This window comes from Devosia ureilytica (genome assembly GCF_024273195.1).
Taxonomy (GTDB): Bacteria; Pseudomonadota; Alphaproteobacteria; order Rhizobiales; family Devosiaceae; genus Devosia; species Devosia ureilytica.
The window spans coordinates 158,819-177,349 of the sequence record NZ_JAMZCU010000004.1; the positions used below are offsets into that span (position 1 = coordinate 158,819).

20 protein-coding genes are annotated in these 18,531 nt (G+C 62.6%); 9 read left to right on the top strand and 11 right to left on the bottom strand.

Features of this window, described 5'->3' with window-relative positions; all coding sequences use genetic code 11:
* Nucleotides 1-17: 17 nt before the first annotated feature.
* The 3 genes from NIM87_RS12165 to NIM87_RS12175 all read right to left on the bottom strand — a co-directional run bounded on the left by NIM87_RS12165 (nucleotide 18) and on the right by NIM87_RS12175 (nucleotide 2,535).
* Complete coding sequence (locus NIM87_RS12165; RefSeq protein ID WP_254674957.1) at nucleotides 18-1,277, bottom strand: Hsp70 family protein; 1,260 nt, start codon at nucleotides 1,275-1,277, stop codon at nucleotides 18-20.
* An 88-nt stretch (nucleotides 1,278-1,365) separates the two neighbouring features.
* The gene (locus tag NIM87_RS12170) at nucleotides 1,366-2,004 is read right to left on the bottom strand and encodes a diguanylate cyclase domain-containing protein (protein WP_254674958.1); all 639 of its coding nucleotides are present in this window, start codon (nucleotides 2,002-2,004) and stop codon (nucleotides 1,366-1,368) included.
* A 75-nt stretch (nucleotides 2,005-2,079) separates the two neighbouring features.
* Entirely contained in the window at nucleotides 2,080-2,535 is a 456-nt protein-coding gene (locus tag NIM87_RS12175; protein WP_254674959.1) for a YcgN family cysteine cluster protein, read from the bottom strand.
* A 135-nt stretch (nucleotides 2,536-2,670) separates the two neighbouring features.
* On the opposite strand from NIM87_RS12175, the gene NIM87_RS12180 reads away from it, so the two are divergent.
* From NIM87_RS12180 to NIM87_RS12195, 4 genes are all read left to right on the top strand, one after another.
* Nucleotides 2,671-4,833 carry a transglycosylase domain-containing protein gene (locus tag NIM87_RS12180; RefSeq protein ID WP_254674960.1) on the top strand — a complete coding sequence of 721 codons (2,163 nt, stop codon included), beginning with the start codon at nucleotides 2,671-2,673 and terminating at the stop codon, nucleotides 4,831-4,833.
* 252 nt (nucleotides 4,834-5,085) lie between these two features.
* Complete coding sequence (locus NIM87_RS12185) at nucleotides 5,086-5,661, top strand: DUF1214 domain-containing protein (protein ID WP_254674961.1); 576 nt, start codon at nucleotides 5,086-5,088, stop codon at nucleotides 5,659-5,661.
* A complete protein-coding gene (locus NIM87_RS12190; RefSeq protein ID WP_254674962.1) occupies nucleotides 5,658-6,206 on the top strand; it encodes a DUF1254 domain-containing protein in 549 nt (182 codons plus the stop codon). The genes NIM87_RS12185 and NIM87_RS12190 overlap by 4 nt, the downstream gene beginning before the upstream one ends.
* 1 nt (nucleotide 6,207) lies before the next feature.
* Nucleotides 6,208-6,780 (top strand): NUDIX hydrolase, encoded by a 573-nt coding sequence (locus NIM87_RS12195; protein WP_254674963.1) that lies wholly within the window; start codon nucleotides 6,208-6,210, stop codon nucleotides 6,778-6,780.
* Here the strand turns inward: NIM87_RS12195 and NIM87_RS12200 are convergent.
* Nucleotides 6,777-7,520, bottom strand: a complete 744-nt coding sequence (locus tag NIM87_RS12200; protein WP_254674964.1) for a hypothetical protein — start codon at nucleotides 7,518-7,520, stop codon at nucleotides 6,777-6,779. The genes NIM87_RS12195 and NIM87_RS12200 overlap by 4 nt on opposite strands.
* A 64-nt stretch (nucleotides 7,521-7,584) precedes the next feature.
* Complete coding sequence (locus NIM87_RS12205) at nucleotides 7,585-8,277, bottom strand: TetR/AcrR family transcriptional regulator (protein ID WP_254674965.1); 693 nt, start codon at nucleotides 8,275-8,277, stop codon at nucleotides 7,585-7,587.
* 72 nt (nucleotides 8,278-8,349) lie between these two features.
* Here NIM87_RS12205 and NIM87_RS12210 point away from each other — a divergent pair, with 72 nt between their 5' ends.
* Genes NIM87_RS12210 through NIM87_RS12220 form a run of 3 tightly spaced genes read left to right on the top strand, consistent with a single transcriptional unit; the run spans nucleotide 8,350 to nucleotide 10,685 of the window.
* Nucleotides 8,350-9,246 carry an ABC transporter ATP-binding protein gene (locus tag NIM87_RS12210; protein WP_254674966.1) on the top strand — a complete coding sequence of 299 codons (897 nt, stop codon included), beginning with the start codon at nucleotides 8,350-8,352 and terminating at the stop codon, nucleotides 9,244-9,246.
* Nucleotides 9,243-9,968, top strand: a complete 726-nt coding sequence (locus tag NIM87_RS12215; protein WP_254674967.1) for an ABC transporter permease family protein — start codon at nucleotides 9,243-9,245, stop codon at nucleotides 9,966-9,968. The genes NIM87_RS12210 and NIM87_RS12215 overlap by 4 nt, the downstream gene beginning before the upstream one ends.
* Nucleotides 9,969-9,977: 9 nt before the next feature.
* Nucleotides 9,978-10,685, top strand: coding sequence for an ABC transporter permease (locus NIM87_RS12220; RefSeq protein ID WP_254674968.1), 708 nt, complete (start codon nucleotides 9,978-9,980; stop codon nucleotides 10,683-10,685).
* A 2-nt stretch (nucleotides 10,686-10,687) separates the two neighbouring features.
* Here NIM87_RS12220 and chrA read toward each other — a convergent pair whose 3' ends face one another.
* The 3 genes from chrA to NIM87_RS12235 all read right to left on the bottom strand — a co-directional run bounded on the left by chrA (nucleotide 10,688) and on the right by NIM87_RS12235 (nucleotide 13,069).
* Nucleotides 10,688-12,046, bottom strand: a complete 1,359-nt coding sequence (chrA, locus tag NIM87_RS12225; protein WP_254674969.1) for a chromate efflux transporter — start codon at nucleotides 12,044-12,046, stop codon at nucleotides 10,688-10,690.
* A gap of 23 nt (nucleotides 12,047-12,069) precedes the next feature.
* On the bottom strand, nucleotides 12,070-12,762 hold the full coding sequence (locus NIM87_RS12230; RefSeq protein WP_254674970.1) for a hypothetical protein: 693 nt from the start codon (nucleotides 12,760-12,762) through the stop codon (nucleotides 12,070-12,072).
* A 124-nt stretch (nucleotides 12,763-12,886) separates the two neighbouring features.
* Complete coding sequence (locus NIM87_RS12235; protein WP_254674971.1) at nucleotides 12,887-13,069, bottom strand: hypothetical protein; 183 nt, start codon at nucleotides 13,067-13,069, stop codon at nucleotides 12,887-12,889.
* A gap of 165 nt (nucleotides 13,070-13,234) precedes the next feature.
* Here NIM87_RS12235 and NIM87_RS12240 point away from each other — a divergent pair, with 165 nt between their 5' ends.
* Nucleotides 13,235-14,392: a DUF2336 domain-containing protein gene (locus tag NIM87_RS12240; RefSeq protein WP_254674972.1), complete on the top strand. Its 1,158-nt coding sequence runs from the start codon at nucleotides 13,235-13,237 to the stop codon at nucleotides 14,390-14,392.
* Nucleotides 14,393-14,443: 51 nt separating this feature from the next.
* On the opposite strand, the gene NIM87_RS12245 is transcribed toward NIM87_RS12240, so the two are convergent.
* From NIM87_RS12245 to NIM87_RS12255, 3 genes are read right to left on the bottom strand one after another with little or no spacing between them, the layout of a single operon-like run.
* Nucleotides 14,444-14,791 carry a DUF1491 family protein gene (locus tag NIM87_RS12245; RefSeq protein WP_254674973.1) on the bottom strand — a complete coding sequence of 116 codons (348 nt, stop codon included), beginning with the start codon at nucleotides 14,789-14,791 and terminating at the stop codon, nucleotides 14,444-14,446.
* 1 nt (nucleotide 14,792) lies between these two features.
* A complete protein-coding gene (locus tag NIM87_RS12250; protein WP_254674974.1) occupies nucleotides 14,793-15,950 on the bottom strand; it encodes a peptidoglycan-binding domain-containing protein in 1,158 nt (385 codons plus the stop codon).
* Nucleotides 15,947-17,758, bottom strand: coding sequence for a PAS domain-containing sensor histidine kinase (locus NIM87_RS12255; protein ID WP_254674975.1), 1,812 nt, complete (start codon nucleotides 17,756-17,758; stop codon nucleotides 15,947-15,949). Before NIM87_RS12255 ends, NIM87_RS12250 begins: the two co-directional genes overlap by 4 nt.
* A 339-nt stretch (nucleotides 17,759-18,097) precedes the next feature.
* On the opposite strand from NIM87_RS12255, the gene NIM87_RS12260 reads away from it, so the two are divergent.
* Complete coding sequence (locus NIM87_RS12260) at nucleotides 18,098-18,397, top strand: hypothetical protein (RefSeq protein WP_254674976.1); 300 nt, start codon at nucleotides 18,098-18,100, stop codon at nucleotides 18,395-18,397.
* Nucleotides 18,398-18,531 lie beyond the last annotated feature (134 nt).

The window sequence follows — 18,531 nt, forward strand, 5'->3', positions numbered from 1 at the left end:
GGGGCCCGACGACGCGCTCAGGAGCCGAAAATCCGCCGTGCTTCCAACGCCAGCCCCAGGCCGACGCTGCCGAGTACATCGGTGCGAATGACCTCGGCATCCGGGAACAACGCCCTCAGCCGGTTTGCCACGGCGGGCACCAGCGTGGAGCCGCCGGTCAGGATCAGGCTGTCGACATCACCTGTCCCCACCCCTGCCAGCTGCACTGTTTCTGCAATGGTCCGCTCGAGCTTTGCGATGGACCCATCCAAGGCCGCGCCAAGATGGGTGATGCTCATCGCCGTCTCGATGGTCCGCTCGCGCACCGGGAACGAAAATGCCACGGTCTCCTCATCGGACAGCGCGATCTTGGCCGCCTCAACTGCGCCGATCAGCCGGTGCCCCAGCCGGTCCTCGACCAGCATGGCAAATGTCTCGACTTTCTCGGACTCGATTGCCTCGCGCATCGTGGACCGCAGGTCGCGAAGTGCCTTGGCGTCGTAAAGCCGGTTGATCCGGTGCCAGGTGGACAGGTCATTGTAAGGCGCCACCGGCAGGTGCCGCTTGCCGTCCAGCGTGCGGGACCCCAGGCCCAATTCGGGCATGACCCGGCTCATCGCCAGCAGCCGGTCGAAATCGGTGCCGCCGATGTGGACACCCGCGGTAGCCAGAATATCGTCGCTGCGATCTCCGCGCCCGGCACGCTCCGGCGATACCCGCACAAGCGAAAAGTCCGAGGTGCCGCCGCCCAGGTCAACGATCAGCGCCAGCTTTTCGCCCGACACCTGCCGCTCATAGTCCAGCGCCGCCGCAATTGGCTCGAACTGGAAGGCGATCTCGTCGAAACCCTGGGCGCGCACCGCCGCTTCCAATTGTCCCTGGGCGGCTTTGTCCGCCTCCATGTCGTCATCCACGAAATGCACCGGACGTCCCATGACCACCCGTGTCAGCCTCTGGCCCAGTTCGGCCTCGGCCCGTCGCTTGAGTTCGCCCACATAAGTGCCAATAATTTCGCCAAAGCCGAGGCGCCTGGCTTTGACGCGGGTCGTGTCCGCAAAGAGCGCCGTGCCCAGAACGCTCTTGAGTGAGCGCATCAGCCTCCCGTCGGCGCCGGTGACATATTCGGCCACGGCGGCCCGGCCATAGTGGATGCGGTCGTCCTCGAACCCGAAGAACAGCACGCTGGGCATGGTCTGCTGTCCGGCTTCGAGCGTCAGCAGCTGCGGCGCGCCATTGTCGCCCACCCGGCCAAGCGTGGAATTGGACGTGCCGAAGTCGAGGCCGCAGGAGAGGGTCATGGAGGCCGTCCATTGTCGGGGACAAGCGCGTCGATACGCGCGGGGACGGCTCTCTTAGTTTGTGTGGACGATCAAGGCAACCGCCCGATCAGGCGGCCTTACGCTGCCGCTCATTGCGTCCACGCAGGTCGATCACTTCGAGCCTGGCAAGACCACGCCGCTGCGCCTTCTTGACGGCTTGGCTGGCGGCGTCCAGCACGGCCCGGTCGAGGTTGCCCTGCGGGTTGGCCACGGCAATGCCGGTGCTCAGCGTCACCTGGCCCGCGTGGCTCTCCCGATTGGCGAGCCCCTCGCGCCGCACCGCCACTGCGATACGGCTGGCAAGGTCCCGGGCCATCAGCGCCGGCATATCGGGCAAGACGAGCAGGAAGCCCGACTGGCCATTGCGCAGGCACCGGTCCGTCTCACGCGGCAGAAGCGCCGTGATCGTGCCTTCGAGGGTTTCAAGACTGTCCTCGACAGCGTCACGGCCATAGGCGGCGAAATATTCGGCATAGCCGTCCATTTCGAGCGACACCACGCAGAGCGACACATTGCGCTCGGCCGCGTGGGTCCAGCTGCGCCGCATTTCCTCGTCGATCCGCTGCGCGAGGCGCGATTTCTTGTTGGGATTGCGGGCAATGGCGGCCTGACCATAAGCGGGCACATGCGCATCGGCGCCACGTCCCAGCGCGCCTCGAATGCGCGCCCAAAGGCCATCATTGCCGCTCGCAGTCACTTTGTTCATCAAGCCTGTCCTGGGCCACGTCCCGGTGCAGGCATCAAGCCACATTCATGGTTAACAGGAGGTAAGCAATTCAATTCATAGGACTTCCGGCGGCTCATACTCGGGCCAGTCCACCGCGTGTTCTTCCCAGGTCTCAGGATCAACCTCGGTTTCAAGGAAGGTCCGGCCCTTTACCGAGACGCCCACGTCGACCACCGTGTTGGGGTCCCCCGAAACCAACGGATGCCACCAGGCCAGGCCCTTGCCCTCGGCCATGCGCCGGTAGGCGCAGGTCACCGGGATCCATGGAATTTCGCGCACATTGTCTATCGTGAGCTTGATGCAGTCGGGCACCTTGGTCTGCCGGTTGGGATAATCGGTGCAGGCGCAGGTATCACCGTCCAGCAGCTGGCAACGCACATCCGAGGTGATCAGCGTGCCGGTATCCTCGTCCTCGAGCTTGATCAGGCAACAGCGCCCACAGCCGTCACAGAGCGCTTCCCACTCTGCGGTCGACATTTGTTCGAGCGTTTTTTCTTCCCAGAATGCCATCTTTACCGAATGCTGTTCATGTTGTTGCCGGTTTGCGCTTGCGGGCCGATCATTGCAATCATATTCCAGCGATTGTGTTGCCTTGTCCGGGTTTTGCGGACAACTCTCCCCCGAGTGGGGACGTCGGGGTTCACTGTGCAGGATCCGTTTTACACCAAGGAAAAGAAGCGCCGGCCCAAGGGCAGTATGCTGGCGGCTGACGCATGGCTTGATTCGTCCCTCTATGAGTTCTGGCACGCGCTTGGCCGGGGCTACACGCGCTACCAGGACTTTATGTCACGATTCCACGTGACGGGGATAAAGCGCTTCCTTGTCGAAATTCTCAGCGACGCCTTTACCTTCGGTGCCATCGGCTGCGTCCTGATGACGGCGCTGGCCTTGCCCGCTTTCGACATCATCGATCGCGGCGCCTTCAACAAGGCCGAGGATTATTCGGTGGTGTTCCTCGACCGCTTCGGCACGGAGATCGGGCGCCGCGGCATCCGCTCGGATGACAGCGTGGCCCTCGACCAGATGCCGGACTATCTGATCAAGGCGACCCTCGCCACCGAGGACCGGCGGTTCTATGAGCATTTCGGCATAGATGTGGTTGGCACGCTGCGCGCCCTCGCCAGCAATGCGCAGGGCGAGCGCGGCACCCAGGGCGGCTCGTCCATCACCCAGCAGCTGGCGAAAAACCTCTTCCTCTCGTCCGAGCGCACCATCGAGCGCAAGATCGTCGAGGCCTTCCTCTCGGTCTGGCTGGAGTGGAACTACTCCAAGGACCAGATCCTCAAGCTCTATTTCGACCGCGCCTATATGGGCGGCGGCAATTACGGCGTTACCGCGGCCTCCGAATTCTATTTCGGCAAGCGCGTGCAGGACATCAACCTCGCCGAAGCCGCCATGCTGGCCGGCATGTTCAAGGCGCCGGGCAATTATGCCCCCCATGTCGACCTGGCAGCCGCCCGTGGCCGTGCCAATCTGGTGCTGACCAATCTGGTCGCCTCGGGCTTCCTCACCGAAGGTCAGGTTACCGCTGCCCGGCGCCATCCGGCCGCTTCCATCGACCGTACCAACGATATCAATTCCCCCAATTATTTCCTCGACTGGGCCTTCGAGGAGGCCAAGACCCTGATCGAGGCCAACAATGCACCGGGGAACAATTTCGTCGTACGCACCACCATCGACACCACCCTGCAGGCCTATGCCGAGGAGGCGATCACCTCGGTTATCCGCGAACAGGGCGAACAATATCGCGTCGAACAGGGCGCCATGGTCGTCACCGACACCCAGGGGGCCATCCGCGCCATGGTGGGGGGCACCGACTACGCCAAGAGCCAGTTCAACCGCGCCATTGTGTCCAATCGCCAGCCGGGCTCATCCTACAAGCCCTTCGTTTATGCAGAGGCTTTCGAGCAGCTTGGCCTGACGCCCAATGACACGATCTCGGACCGGCCCGTGTGCATCGGCAATTGGTGCCCGCAGAATTATGGCCGCTCCTATCGCGGGCAGACCACGCTGCTCGCCGCCTTTGCGGCCTCGATCAACACCGTTCCGGTGACCCTTTCCATCAAGACCGGGCGCGAGCCGATTGCCCAGCTCAGCTACCGCATGGGCCTGCGGCAGGAATACGATGTGACGCGCTCGCTGGCCCTTGGCGTTGCCCCGGTGTCGGTGATCGACATGACCAGCTCCTATGCGGTCTTCGCCAATCACGGCTACAAGACACCGGCCTATGGTCTCACCCGCATGACCACGCTCAATGACCAGCTGGTCTGGGAGATCGACCCGGACGCCCCGCGCGAAAGGGTTCTCAGCGAACAGACCGTCGCCAATATGAACCTCATGATGCGCACCGTGGTTACTGGAGGCACCGGTCGCCGGGCAGACATCGAAGGTGTGCCCACGCTGGGCAAGACTGGCACCACCACGTCCTATCGCGACGCCTGGTTCTGCGGCTTCACCGGCAATTATGTCGCCGCCGTCTGGTTCGGTAACGATGACTACCGCACCACCAACAACCTGACCGGCGGCACGCTCCCGACCATCGCCTGGCAGAAATTCATGGCCTATGCCCACACCAATGTGGAAGTGCTGCCGGTGTTCGGGGTCGATTTCGTGCCGTCACAGGCCATTATCGCCGATGCAGACCTCGAAAATGTCGAAGAGGTCATCGAACGTCCGCCCAGCCTCAAGCCGGCCGCCGCGCGCAAACTGCTCGATCTGGTGGACCGGCTCGAAGCCACGCTCGATAACGCGACGCCGCCCGGGGACACGGCGAGCGCTACTGCTTCGGGCGGTGCCGGACAACTTTAGGACCAATTCAGCTCAGGTTCAGCCGAAAATGTCGGTTTCGAGAACCGGAGCGCAGCGTACATTTGGGCACCTGCGCACCGAAGTGCAGAAAACTGCCCTTTGCAGGGCAGCATCAGTTGATTGTGGATGGGGCATGGTCGTATCCACCCCCGGAAACACCTTCCGCCCTGCTCTCACCATTGCTACAAGCCTAACCTACTCGTAACGCTGGCGGACCGGCCATCCCATGCCCCAATTGCAGAGAAGCTGAGCGTGCGTTTTGTCCTGCGACTGTTGATGAGCATCGCCGTGGCCCTCTCGGTCGGGTTTGGTCTCAGCTACTATGCCCTCACCGACGGGCGCCTGTTTGGGGCCGTGTCCCTGGGGCCCTGGACGACCTGGCCCGACATCGGCTCGCCCGCCCCCAACCCCTATAGTAACGGTCACATCACCCGCGCTGCGGCCCTGCACCTGGGACGCAGCGAGGGCCTGCAATTTGTTGCGACGACCGACAGCGACGGTGACGCGCTCGACCTCGGATGCACCTATCGCCTGGACGGCCATGTCCCCGTATCGACCTTCTGGACCCTGGCCGCCGTCGATGCCAATTGGGTCAACCTGGCGGCGCCCGGCACAGACGCCGCCCTGCGCTCAAGCGAAATCATCCGTCAATCCGACGGCGCACTGGCTATTCATGTCGGCACGCAATTGCGGCCGGACACCTGGCTGGAACTCAATGGCAGCGGCCCGTTCAGCCTGGTGCTGACGCTATATGACACCACCGCCTTATCAAGCTTTGCCTCCTCGGATGTCACCATGCCCTCCATCACTCTGGAGGACTGCGCATGACCCGCACTCTGCTGTGGTTGATCGGTGGCCTGCTGCTCGGCGGCATCATCCATTTGGCCACCATTCTGACGCTGCCGCTGCTTGCCGAGGAAACCACCTGGACACGCGTCGCGTCGCTGGATGCCGAGAACCGCATCGTGGTCCTTCCCCCCATCGCGCCGGGTGAACCGAACCCCCTCAGGCTCGACCCTGAACTGAGCTATGGCATCTGCCAACTCGATCTTTCCCAGGGCCCAGCCTACCTCAGCGGTGTCCTGCCCGACGCCTTCTGGTCGGTCGCCCTCTTCAACCAGGCAGGCGTCGTCACCTATTCGACCACCAATCGTGACGGTATCGGCCAAACGGTCGAACTGGGCATTTTCAATGCCGCCCAGACGCGCCTTCTGGCCCAGCAACAAATCGACATTGCCGAAGGTCTGCTGGTCGTTGAATCGCGCACCGACCAGCTCTTCGTTCTGGTGCGTCTCGCGGCACCACACCAGGCCATGCGCGCCCGCTTCGAGGCCGAACTGTCCGAGATCAGCTGCGGCCCGAGGGAGGGCTAACATGAGCCCGGACACTTTCGACGCCGCCCTCGCTGAAACCGTCCGTCGCTACCTCGCCGAGGTTGCAGAGCCGCGCGAGCATCTGTCCCTCCTGCGCTGGCAAATCGAACAAGGCCACCGCCTCGACCAGCGCACCACTTTTCCGGGGCATCTCACCACGAGCGCTGTGGTGCTTTCACCCGACCATTGCCAGACGCTGCTGATCGATCATGTCACCATTGGCCGCTGGCTGCAGCCCGGCGGACACTACGAGCCCGTCAGCCACTTCCACCTCTCCGCCAAGCGTGAAGCCGTGGAGGAAACGGCGGTGACCGGCCTCGCACTCCACCCCTGGCACCAGGGTGGCGACCTGCCCTTCGTTATCGATAGCCATGACGTGCCTGGCAAACCGTCCCGCAACGAGCCACCGCATGTCCATCACGATCTGCAATATCTGTTTATCGCTGATCCGGCCCGGCCGCTTGTTCCGCAGCTCGATGAAGTCCACGCCGCGCAATGGCGCGATGTGGCCATGCTGGCCGAGTTCGCACCCAAAGTTCTGGCGAGGCTCCAGTCGGTGGCGCCGCCGGGCTAACTGGCCTTGAGGTCGAGGAACGGCCGCATTGCTGCAGCATGCATTCCGGCAAATTCCAGCCGCCTGATCCATTGCAGCGCCTCCTGGTCGCCACCGTCTGTTTCGGCGCCGAACTCGTCGATGGTCCGGTAGAACAGCGCTTCGGACTGCGCATAGCCGAGCCGCAACCCGGCCCGACGCGCCAGCAGCGGCCATTCGACGTCGCTGGCCAGCGTATCCACACGGCTTTGTGCGACAATCAGCCGGACTGCTGCCGGAGACAGGCGGCGGATGGCGAACATCAGGTCCCAATGATCCCCGGTCAGCAGCGCATGGGTGTGATTGACCCAATGTTCGGTTTCGCGCAGGCGCCGCGGTTCAGTGGAAAAGGCACGGTCCGAGCGCCCCACGACCAGCATATCCGCCCCTGGCTCCGCGCCGATCACGCGCCTGAGGTCATCGAGGCCAAACTCCACCCAGCGCAGCAAATGATCAAAATCGGCGTAGAGTACGGGCCGGCTATCGCCGGCCAGCGCCACGGCATCGCGGCGAAACCTGCCGATATTGGCTTCGTTGGCTTCGTGCATCATGGTTTTGGCGCCAAGCGCCGCAGCCGCCTCGACCACGTCGGGCAGTGTTGCATCGGAAATATTGAGGGCTATTGCGGAAAACGCGTCGCGCAGATGTGGCGCCAACCGCTCTATCGCCTCCGCCAGGCGCCCCACCGGATCATGCAGCGTCGCCCCAAGCACCACGTCCATCGTCTCGCTTCCCCCTCAGGCACCCCTCATTCTGGCAAGAAATAGGGGTCGGCGGGCAAAAGTCCTAGCCCTCGGGCGGCAGCAGCGCATCGACGAAGCCGGGCTCGACAAACTGGATGCTGCCATCCGGCAGACCAAGAATGCGGTCGATGATCACGCCCTGGAAGACCAGCGCGCGCTCAAGCGCCGCATTGGCTGCAGCACGGTCCGCCTGGTCCCTCGCCGCAACGGCCTTGGCCACAGTGTCGTGTGACATGCTTCCGAGTGACAGGATGGCCTGGGCCGCGATCCGCGCGTCGGGCACATCAAAGCTGCCGTCTTGCCGACCGGCCTCGATGATGGCCTCGAACAGGGGCAGAACGGTCGTGATATTGGCCCGGTTGATCCGGTCATAGAGCGAGATGTTTTCTGGCCTCAGCAGGGTCTCGAAGGCGGCGATGATGCCGCTGGCCTGTTCTCGCTTGAACCGGCGCATGGACCGAAGACTCTGATCGAGCTGCTCGAATGCTGTAAGTCCGGGGCGAGCCAACACTTCTTCGATGACCTTGACCGATACGGCTGCGAGCCGAACGTTGATCGCCTCAAGCACATCCTCCTTGGCCGAGAAATGGTGGTAAAATCCACCCTTGGATACACCCGCCGCGGCCATCAGATCCTGTACCGTCGTACGGTCATACCCCTTCTCGAAAAACAACGCCTGCGCGTGATCGAGAATTTGTTCTCGCCGCTCTTCCGCGCTGAGATAAGCCCGCGCCAATTCAATTCCCCTTGCAAACCGACCGTCGGTCTGTTTATGCTGCGCAGCGCTGGACAAGTCAAGGAGCCGTTCATGGCACTGGCAGAAGAAACAGTCGACGTCATCACGGTGCGCGACCTGACCTATACCTACAAGGGCCAAGCCAAGCCGGCTGTTGATGGCATCAGCTTTTCCGTGCAACGGGGGGAGATCTTTGGCCTGCTCGGGCCTTCGGGCGCCGGCAAGAGCACCACGCAAAAGGTTCTCACCCGGCAGCAGCGCAGCTATTCGGGCAGCGTGACTATCCTGGGCAAGGACCTCTCCCAATGGGGGCAGGACTATTTCGAGCGCATCGGCGTCGGCTTTGAACTGCCCAATCACTATCTGAAGTTCACCGCGCGGGAGAACCTGGCCTTCTTTGCCTCGCTGTATGCCAGGCCGAGCCGCGACCCGCGCGACATGATGGCTCTGGTGGGGCTTGAGGACTATGCCGACAAGAAGGTCGAGACGTTCTCCAAGGGTATGCGCATGCGCCTCAACTTCGTGCGCGCCATCCAGCATGACCCCGAGCTGATCTTTCTCGACGAACCCACCGCGGGGCTCGACCCGGTCAATGCCGGCATCGTCAAGCAGCTGATCGCCGGCCTTGCCCGCGACGGCAAGACTGTGGTCCTCACCACCCACAACATGAACGATGTCGACCAGCTCTGCGACCGCATATCCTTCATGGTCGACGGACGCTTTGCCGCCCTCGACCGGCCACAGGCGCTCAAGGCGGCCCACGGCCGCCGGATGGTTGCCGTTACGCCTGAAACCGGCCCCGTCGAAGAGTTCGCCATGGACGGATTGGGCGAAAACGCGCGCTTTCTCGACATGCTTCGGGCTGGACGCATCGAGCGCATCCACTCCCAGGAAGCCAGTCTCGACAAGGTCTTTACCGACGTCACCGGCCACCGGCTGGACCAGGCCGAACCCGAGGCCGTGTCATGAACGCGATCCTCTGGCGCCTTGTTGGCTGGGACGTGCAATTGCAGGCGCGGGAAAACATCTATGCCTTCACGGCAATGACCACCCTGGCCTTTGCCATTTTCCTCTCCCTGCTCCCGCCGGACGCGCCACCCACTGTCTTTACCCTCGTACTGTTCTTCGATCCCGCCATTGTCGGCGCCAGTTTTGTGGGCTCCATCGTCTTGATGGAGCGCAGCCAGAACACGCTGTCGGCCCTGTCCGTCTCGCCGGCGTCCGCGCGTCACTACATCATCGCCAAGATCATCACCCTGACCCTTCTGGCCATCGTGGGGAGCCTGTTTCTGGTTGCCGTGGCCTATTGGGTGCCGCCCATCGACATGATCCTGCGCTTCACCATCGCCCTGGTCTTTACCGGCGCTGTCGGCGTGCTGGGTGGATTGCTGATCGTGGCCGGCGCCAATTCGATGAACCATTTCATCGCCCGCGCCATGCCCATCACCATCATCCTGTTCCTGCCGCTGCTCTCCCATTTCGGCGCCGTCACCGGCGTCTGGCAATGGCTGCTCTTCGCCATCAATCCGGGCCACGCCATGCTGCGGATGATGCTTTGGGCCGCCGATCCGACAGCCGTCACCCTCGCCGATATCGTCTACGCGTTCGCCTATCTCGCTGTAGCGGGGGTACTGCTCTTTCGCTGGGCAGTCGGCGTCTACAGCTCCGAACTCAGTCGCGTCGAGGAATAGGAGCCAGCCATGAACCAGATCCTCACCGTCGTCCGCCAGGACATCATCTCGATCACCCGGGACAGTGTCATGGTCAATATCGTGGTCATGCTGTTCGTGCTGGCCGCCGCCGCCGCCATTCTTCGCCACATGGGTGTTTACCCCGAGTGGTGGCACAATACCCAGCTGCTGCTGTTGCTCTGCTACATGCCCGGCATGGGCTATCTGTTCGCAATGCTCATCGTCGATGAAATGGATAGCGGCGTGAACCAGGCGCTGCTGGTCAGCCCGGCCTCGGTCATGGGTGTCCTCTGGGCGCGCGTTGCCCTGCCGACGCTATTCGTCATCGGCTACGCATTTCTGTTCATCTACGCAGCCCAGGCCATAGCCCTGCCCTTCGAGCAATGGCTGCTGCCGGTGCTGACCATGTCGCTGGCTGTCTCCTGGGTCACGCTACTGGTCCCTGCCCTCTCCCGCGACAAGGTCCAGGCGCTGGGCCTTTTCAAGATCCTAAACCTCTATGTCGCCATCGCGACAGTTGGCCTCTTCATCCCCGCCGATGCCTGGTATCGCCCCGTTTTGTGGCTGACCCCGGCCAGCTGGGCTCTCAACGGCATCGAGGCTTTCGTCGCCGGAAATGTGGGCGCTGGCTATGGCTGGTCGGTCGGCGGCCTCATCTTTTTCGGTCTCTTGGTCGCCCACGCAGCCTGGCTTTACCTGCGCCGGCAGTCGCGCTGAGGTCAGACAAGGGTTTGCAGCAAGAGCCCCGCGGCCGCGCACAACCCCAACGTCCGCAGCACCCCCCACTTCATGAAGAACAGCGAAAATGCTGCGAGCAGCGTCAGCAAAACCGCCAGCAAATCCAGCGTCGACCACGCCGGCAACGGCAGGTTGAGCGGCCCCCGGCCCAATCGCCCGACTTCGCCGAACAGCACGTGGAGCGCAAACCAGAGTGCCAGGTTGAAGATCACCCCGACAACGGCTGCGGTGATGGCGCCCAAGGCGCCCGCCAGCGCCCGATTGGATCGGAGGCGTTCGATATAGGGCGCGCCGAGGAATATCCAGAGAAAGCAAGGCACGAAGGTCACCCAGGTTGCCAGCGCTGCACCCAGCACCCCGCCCCACAGCGGCGGCACTCCCGAGGGATCGCGAAACCCGGCAAGATAACCGACAAAGCTCAGCACCAGGACCAGCGGGCCCGGTGTGGTTTCGGCGAGCGCCAGGCCATCGAGCATTTCCCCGGGCTGCAACCATCCAAAATTGCCCACCGCCTCACTGGCGACATAGGCGAGCACCGCATAGGCGCCGCCAAAGGTCACGACAGCCATCTGCGAGAAGAAGCCCATGATGTCGAGATAGGAACTATCCCAACCCCAGAGCACCACCACCGGCACCAGGGGCGCAACCCAGAGACCACCCCATATTGCGGTCACAGCGGCAGCACGCCGCCAGCTCGGGTCCACCTGCGATACGTCCTGGTCGATCACCGCGCTCATTTGCGGAACGGCGCCGGCAGATTTGTGCCCGCCTCCCGCCAGCAGGTCAGGGCGTTGCCGTGCGACAAGGTAGCCGATCAACCCCGCACCAAGCACCACCACGGGAAATGGCACCGAAAAAGCGAACAATGCGAGAAAGGCTCCCAGCGCCAACCCATAGGAGACCCAATTCTTGAGTGCCCGCCGCGCCACTCGGATAAGCGCTTCGATGACAATGGCCAGCACAGCCGCCTTGAGGCCAAAAAAGATGCTGGCCACCCAATCGAGCTGCTGAAACAGGGCATATCCCGTCGCCAGCGCCAGAATGACCGCGAAGCCGGGCAGCACAAAGAGCACTCCCGCAGCCACGCCTCCACGCCAGCCGTGCAGCAACCAGCCGACATAGGTCGCCAGTTGTTGGGCCTCGGGTCCGGGCAGCAGCATGCAATAGTTGAGAGCATGGAGGAACCGGGCCTCAGAAATCCAGCGCCGCTCCTCCACCAGCTCCTTGTGCATCAATGCTATCTGCCCCGCAGGCCCGCCAAACGAGAGAAATCCGATCTTGGCCCAGACTTTCAGTGCCTGTGAAAAAGTCGGATGGGGTGGTGCTAAGTCGTCGCTCATGGAACCCTGCTGGACCAGACGTGCTATTTGGGTACCACGACCTCACGGTCCATCACCATGGTCTGGAAGCGCGACGGTATGGTGACATGGCTGCCCGAGCCCGCACCCGCTCCGCTTAGGCAAAAATCGCCGCGATTGGCCCGATCAACCCAGGGCCTCATGCGCCGCAAATTCTCATCGACGCCCATCGACTGCTCATGCGGCGTTTCCACCAGCAGGTGGTCGAGCGCATAGGAATAGCTGTCGTAGCGATAGTTGAGAGCGCGAACGAACCACTCGATATGCCACTGATTTTCGGTGCGACGTGCAGCGACATTGTCGGCAACGCTTTGCTCGATGCCGCCCAACTCCGCCAGCGCGACCCGACGCTGCCGGTCAACCTCCTGAACCGCGCAGATCGACTGGAACGTGGTTGGCAGCGTATCGAAATCGGCCTGGATATGGCGGCCGACCGTGCTGTAGCGCGTTGGAGACGATTGATAGGTCGTGGTGCGCAACCATGTGTAATAGCGCTCCGTCGTGTATCGAAAATCGCGGGCCGGACCGATGCGGGTGCGCTGTAATTCAACCGAGGTGTCGAACATCCAGTCGCGGCCATGCGCGGCAATCAGGAACCGCCAGGTGCGGTCGTGCATCTCCCGTTCCTGATCGGTCTGGTTGAGGTTGGAAACCGGTTCCTTGCGGTTTGTCGCAATCAGGTCGCCAGCATAAGGCATGACCGTATCGTGCAGAACACCAGGTTGCGCTCGGCCGAAATCGCCCACAGGTCGGGCCACGCACCCGACTGCCAATGCAGCCATGACGGTCAATGCAATTGTGCGGACCAAGGGTCCGGCCAGGCTAGACACGCTTGCGCTTGCGCCTTGTGTCGCTGTGATTGGTTGGTGGCGACGGCGTCCCGCGTTCATAACGCACCCCGGTAAACATCAGGATCTGAGCGTCGCCGGAGCTTTGTATTCCAGCATTGGCAGATTTCTTCCGCCCCTCGAACTTCAACAGCTTTCCCAAGCCGACCTCCTGCATGTGCCGCTCCCCCGTCCCTAGTGGGGGCTGCGAGTTCAGTGAATCATAGTCCGGCGCGACGCCCCTCGCGCTGAACCCCATTAAGAGATCGTCAAGGTTAACAGTCTGCTAACGAATTGACGGCAAGAGTTGGTCTCGCATCAAATTCGATGCCAGAACGAGTCGATGGTTCCGCCGGAAATGCTTGGATTTCAGCCCTACGAGACCTTTCAGCTATTGATCGAGACGGGTGGCGTTGACCGCACCAACACCCTGCTCATCGCGGCCTGTGATGCCTATACGCGTCGCGGCAAGCCGACGGTTCCCGAAATGGAACAATTCGAAGTGCTGGCAGCGCGCCTGTTTCCGACGGCTGGCCCCCAGGCCCGCGCCAAGGGCGCTGCCATTCTGGGACGTGCCGAACTGCTTTCGCCGGCGCTGGAGCGGCTGGTGGTCGACAATATCGGCGAAGATCTCATCCCCTTCCTCGAAGGGGCAGCCGAACTTTCCGACCAGACCATGCTCGATATTATCGCGCGTTACGATGTCCCGGCCTGCGCCACCCTGGCGCTACGCGGCGACCTCTCCAATGTTGTACTGGCCAAGCTGTTCCAGATGAATTCGCGCAAGGTCTATCGCGCCCTGGCCGCCAACGGTCAGATCACGCCGCGCGGCGCTTATCTCAGCGCCCTCGCCCGCTCCGCCCAGATGGATCACCTTGTCGCTGAGGCCCTGGGGCGCCGTGATGATTTCGACGCGGCCCTTCTCGCGCCAGCCTTTTTCGATCTGTCCGACGCTCATCGCGTCAAGGTCATCCAGGCATTTGCCAACCGCACGACGCCGCCAGCCCCGATCTCCCGGACCATTGAGCAGCTTTCCGTGGCCAGTGGCGAATTGACCAAGGCGCTGATGAAACTGTTTTCAGAAAACCGTCGCCCCGAGGTGACGCGTCTGCTGGCCCAGATCACCGGTCTTGACGAAGTGCGGTGTGGGCAGATTGCCCATGACGTGACTGGCGCCGCCCTTTTTGTCATCCTGCGGGCCTTTGGCGCCACCGCCTATGACGGCCTGAAAGTGCTTATTCACGCCACCAGCCACGACAGCGAGCGATCGCGAGCACTGGCCGACTTTGCCACTCTTTTCGGCGCCGTCTCGTCCGAGTCTATGGCGTATCTGATGAGTGCCTGGCGTGGGGAGGTGAATCTGCTTGAACTCTCCAAGCCGCAGCACCAGCCCTTTACCCAGACCAGCAAGCGTACCGCTGCCATGAGCCCGGCACACAATCCTGTTGTCGAACAGGCCATCGAGGCCCTCGCCAAGATCGGCGTGCGCCGCGCCAGCTGACGGCCGCTTCACCGAAACAAGAAGCCCCTGGACCAGGTTCGGGGGCTTTTCTTATGGCTTGGGCTCGCGCACGAGATCGATATCCAGATCGTCGCTGCGCTGATCGATACTGAGGACCCACAGGTCCGGGTCGAAATCGATCTCCCGCTCGATGCGCTCACGGACCTTGCCTGGTTCGACCCGTTGGAAGCGGCGCTGGAACACTGGCCCTGCTTCATCTCCGCGGCTGATGGTGGGCGCGGGCGTGTAGAGCGAACGCGTGCCATCCAGATGATCGACTTCGATGAACACCTGGCCCGCTATCGGATCACCACGCCTGGCCACCACGCACATATTGCCCATATCGTTGTGGCGCCGCACGAAGGCCATGCACCACAGATCGCTACGCAGGCTGGCCACGTCAGATCGTCGCGCCGGCCTTGACCAGCAGTTCCACCAGATCGGGCTGAACCTGACCGGTCATCTTGTAGCGGTGAAAGTTCTCAAACTCGCGGATCGCCCTTGAGGTTTCGGCGCCGGGGCGACCGTCGATGGGTCCACGGAAAAACCCGAGGCTGGCAAGGCCGCTCTGGATTTGAGTGACCAGGGCCGCGTCAGTTGCAGGCGGCACGGCGGCCGTATTCACGCCGACAGCGCTGGCCACCTGAACCGCCTGCGGCTGGGCAACCGGCTGAACCTGCGCAGGCATGGGCTGGGTTTGCGTCTGCGCCGATAGGCTTGGCAACGTGGCGCGCGGGACCGGCGGCGCACTCGTGGACGGCGCCGAACCCCGCGAGCCATCAACAGCGGCGATGATGGAATCAATTGTTTCGGCGGCCGACTGGGCAACGTCGTCAAACACCTGCTCGGCCGGCGACAGCGCCGGTAGTCGCGCTACCAGCTGATCCTGATGCACGGCTGGAGCAGGTGCCGGGGTCACAACTGCAACCGGCTGCGGCTGCGCAACGGGAGCGGGCGCGACCGCCTGAGGTTGCGGGGCAATTGGCGTCGTTGTCCGCCCAGCTGCGTCCGAGCCGAGGATGGCCTCGACAACCGCCGCATCGTTGGCGCCCGTCGGCGTCATGCCGTTCCGCAGCTCAAAGGCGCGGATCGCCTCGGCCGTCTTGGGGCCGTAGTAGCCATCGACCTTGCCGGAAAACAGCTGCAGCTCAAAAAGCTTCTTCTGCACGGCAAACATTTCGGCATTGCCGACCGGGGCAGTGGGAATCACCGGCGCGGGCGCGGCAGAGACGCTGCCAGTGGTCTCTGTGCTTGCCGGGATAGCGGGCAATGTCTCAACCGCGCTGGTCCGTTCAGTCGGGCGTTCGACAACCGGCGTCGGCAAGGGCGCCACGACATCCCGCGATGGGGCAAAAAACGGCGAGGGATGCTCGGTCGTCTGGAAAAACAGTGCATTGCTGCCGGCGAGCGCCGTCATGGTGACCATGGCCAGAAGGCCGGTTGATGCCAATGGCGCGCGCATGTAGCGCGAAAAAGACCACATCCCCGCTCGGCCAAGTGTGCTGAGCAGGGCGCTGCCTGCCATAAGCGGCAGCTGGGTGAAGGTCGAAGCCGTCATTGCGCTTTTCTTTTTTCGTTTGGCCATGAAATGGGGGCGGCAGCCGCGGGTTCGGAAAAGAGAGGAAGAATGTCTGCAGTTTCACCCGGTTTGGTTGCCGGACCGTTTATAGGAAGCAAAACAGTGATGGTTGTGCCCGCACCAATCTCAGACATGGCGCGCAAGGTACCACCATGCAACTCCACCAGCCCCTTGACGATGGAGAGCCCGAGGCCGGTGCCCTCATATTTGCGCGCCAATCCGTCCTGCACCTGAAAGAAGGGCTCGCCGATTCGCGCCATTGCCGCCGGCGCCATGCCGATGCCGCGGTCGCGCACCGAGAAGCTGATCGACTGCCCCTGCCGCTTAACAGCCGCCGTCACAAGGCCTCCCTCATGGCTGAACTTGATCGCATTGGAGAGCAGGTTGATCATGATCTGCCGGCAAACGCGCTCATCCGCCGTCATCGTGGGCAGATTTGCCTCGATTTCCGAAACCAGCTGTACCTTCTGTTCGTGGGCGAGTTGATCGACCATCGCAATGCAGGCAGGGACAATTTCGGTCGGGTCCATGTGCTCGGCCTGAATCTCGAACTTGCCGGCCTCAATGCGCGACATGTCGAGCAACATGCCCACCACTTCGAGCAGGTGTTTGCCGCTCTGCTGAATGAGACCGGCATATTCCTTGTGCGTGGGCGACAGCTCACCGCCAATCCCGCTGGACATCATTTCGGAAAAGCCGACCACGGCGTTCAGCGGGGTCCGCAGTTCGTGACCGATAGTGGCCAGGAACCGGGACTTTGCCTGCGACGCATCCTCGGCCACCCGGCGTGCTTCAGCCATGGCGGTTTCAGCGTCCTTGCGTGCCGAGATATCGCGGATCAGTGTAATGACTTCATTACGCGTGCTGCGGGCGCCATCTTCGATGATGGGGGAAAGCTGCATTTCTGCCCAGACAAAGCACGGCACATTGCTGCGCGCACGCGGATCATCCTGACGCAGGCGCACTTCGATGGTCCGACTGCGGCCATCTTCGGCGGCATCGGCAAAGGCTGTCAGAAATGATGGACGATCCATCACATGCAGTCGGTCACTCAGCTTGTCGCCGACGATCTGATACCGCGGGCACCCGAACAGGAATTCTGAAGAGCGCGACGCCAGAAGGATCGACCCATCGGGCGAGAAGCGTAGCACGGCGTCCTGCACATGCTCGATCAGGTGTCGATAGGCGCTGATCTGCGCCTTGTCATGCACTTCATAGGCAGCGTTGATGCGGTGGGCGCTTTGGGCAACCACAGCAAAGGCAATGGCGAAACCGCCAGCCGCGCATGAAAGCAGGAAAGCATCCGCCACGGGAGCCGAAGGCAGCCCCAGCAGGGACGCAACGACGCCCAGAACCGCCACGGGCGCCAGGGCCAGCCAGCTCATCCGGCGCAGCATCGTGCGGGCGACGAGAGCAGCCAGCACAGGCCCCATGACGGCCATGGCGAGCCCGGCATCACCCAGGCGGGGGTCGGCCAGCGTCAGAACCATGCCAGTCGCCATCAGCGTTGCCACCTGGGTGGCCGCAGAAGATTCAACCTGGCCGCGCTGATGCATAGTGAGGCTCACCAGCCCGCCGGCCAGCACCATCGTCGCCAGCAGGAAGGGGAGAGAAACACCCAATACGAGCGCGTAGATGGCCGGGGGCATCAGCATAAGCGCTGCGACGACAAGGATATAAGCGTTGTGGGCAATGGACTTGCGCCGCAGCATTTCAGGCCGGTTGCCCAACCCCGTCGAAGCGGGATCGCTCTGCTTGTCGGCTCCCAGTATATTGAAGCTACGCATCCACAAAAAACTCACTCACCGACGCCTGTATTTTCCGACCACCGAGGTCTGGACTGCAGCTCTTTGATGAACCGCGCTGCCCGAATGAGTTCGGGTCTTTCATGCTGGAGCGTCGTCCAGCAACCGCTAAGACGAGCTTAAATGCGGCCGTCCCGGCGACCGTTTGGCGGGCTTTGGGGGCGGTTTTGGCAGTTAGCGTAAACAAGGGGTTGCGGGCGCGCCGCGCACTGATCGCATTTGTCTCAAATTTTATCGACTTGTCCCAGCGGCGCTTAATTCGCGCCCTTTAAGGTGAAGACATCGGACGGGAAATGGTCCCGCCGCGATGGACCTTGAACAATGTTTCTGCTGCGCTCTGCATTTTGGCTCACCCTCGCCTTCCTGGTCATCCGACCCGGGATGGACGTGGATGTGGGCGAAACCGCTGCCAGCCTCTCGCGAGAGGCAATGGCGCGCGGCAGCCAGTTCGTTGCCGCGCAGATCCAGTCCATCGAGTGTAGCGAGATTCAGTGTCTGGGCGGCAAGGTGCTTGTCACCGCTGCCCTTCAATCCACCCCACACGTCGGCGTCCCCAAGCTTGCTGAGCCAGCGCAACTTCTGGTTCCTCTCCCCAGGCCTCGACCGGACCACGCGGGATAGGGCATCGCGCGGAAACCGCGGCAGCGATGCAACAAGAAATTCGGGGCGACATATCTAACGACGATGCCGCTCCAGTGGTGACCGGCGCCACCGACAAAACTCCAGGGGTCGTGTCACTTCCCCAAGCGACGCTA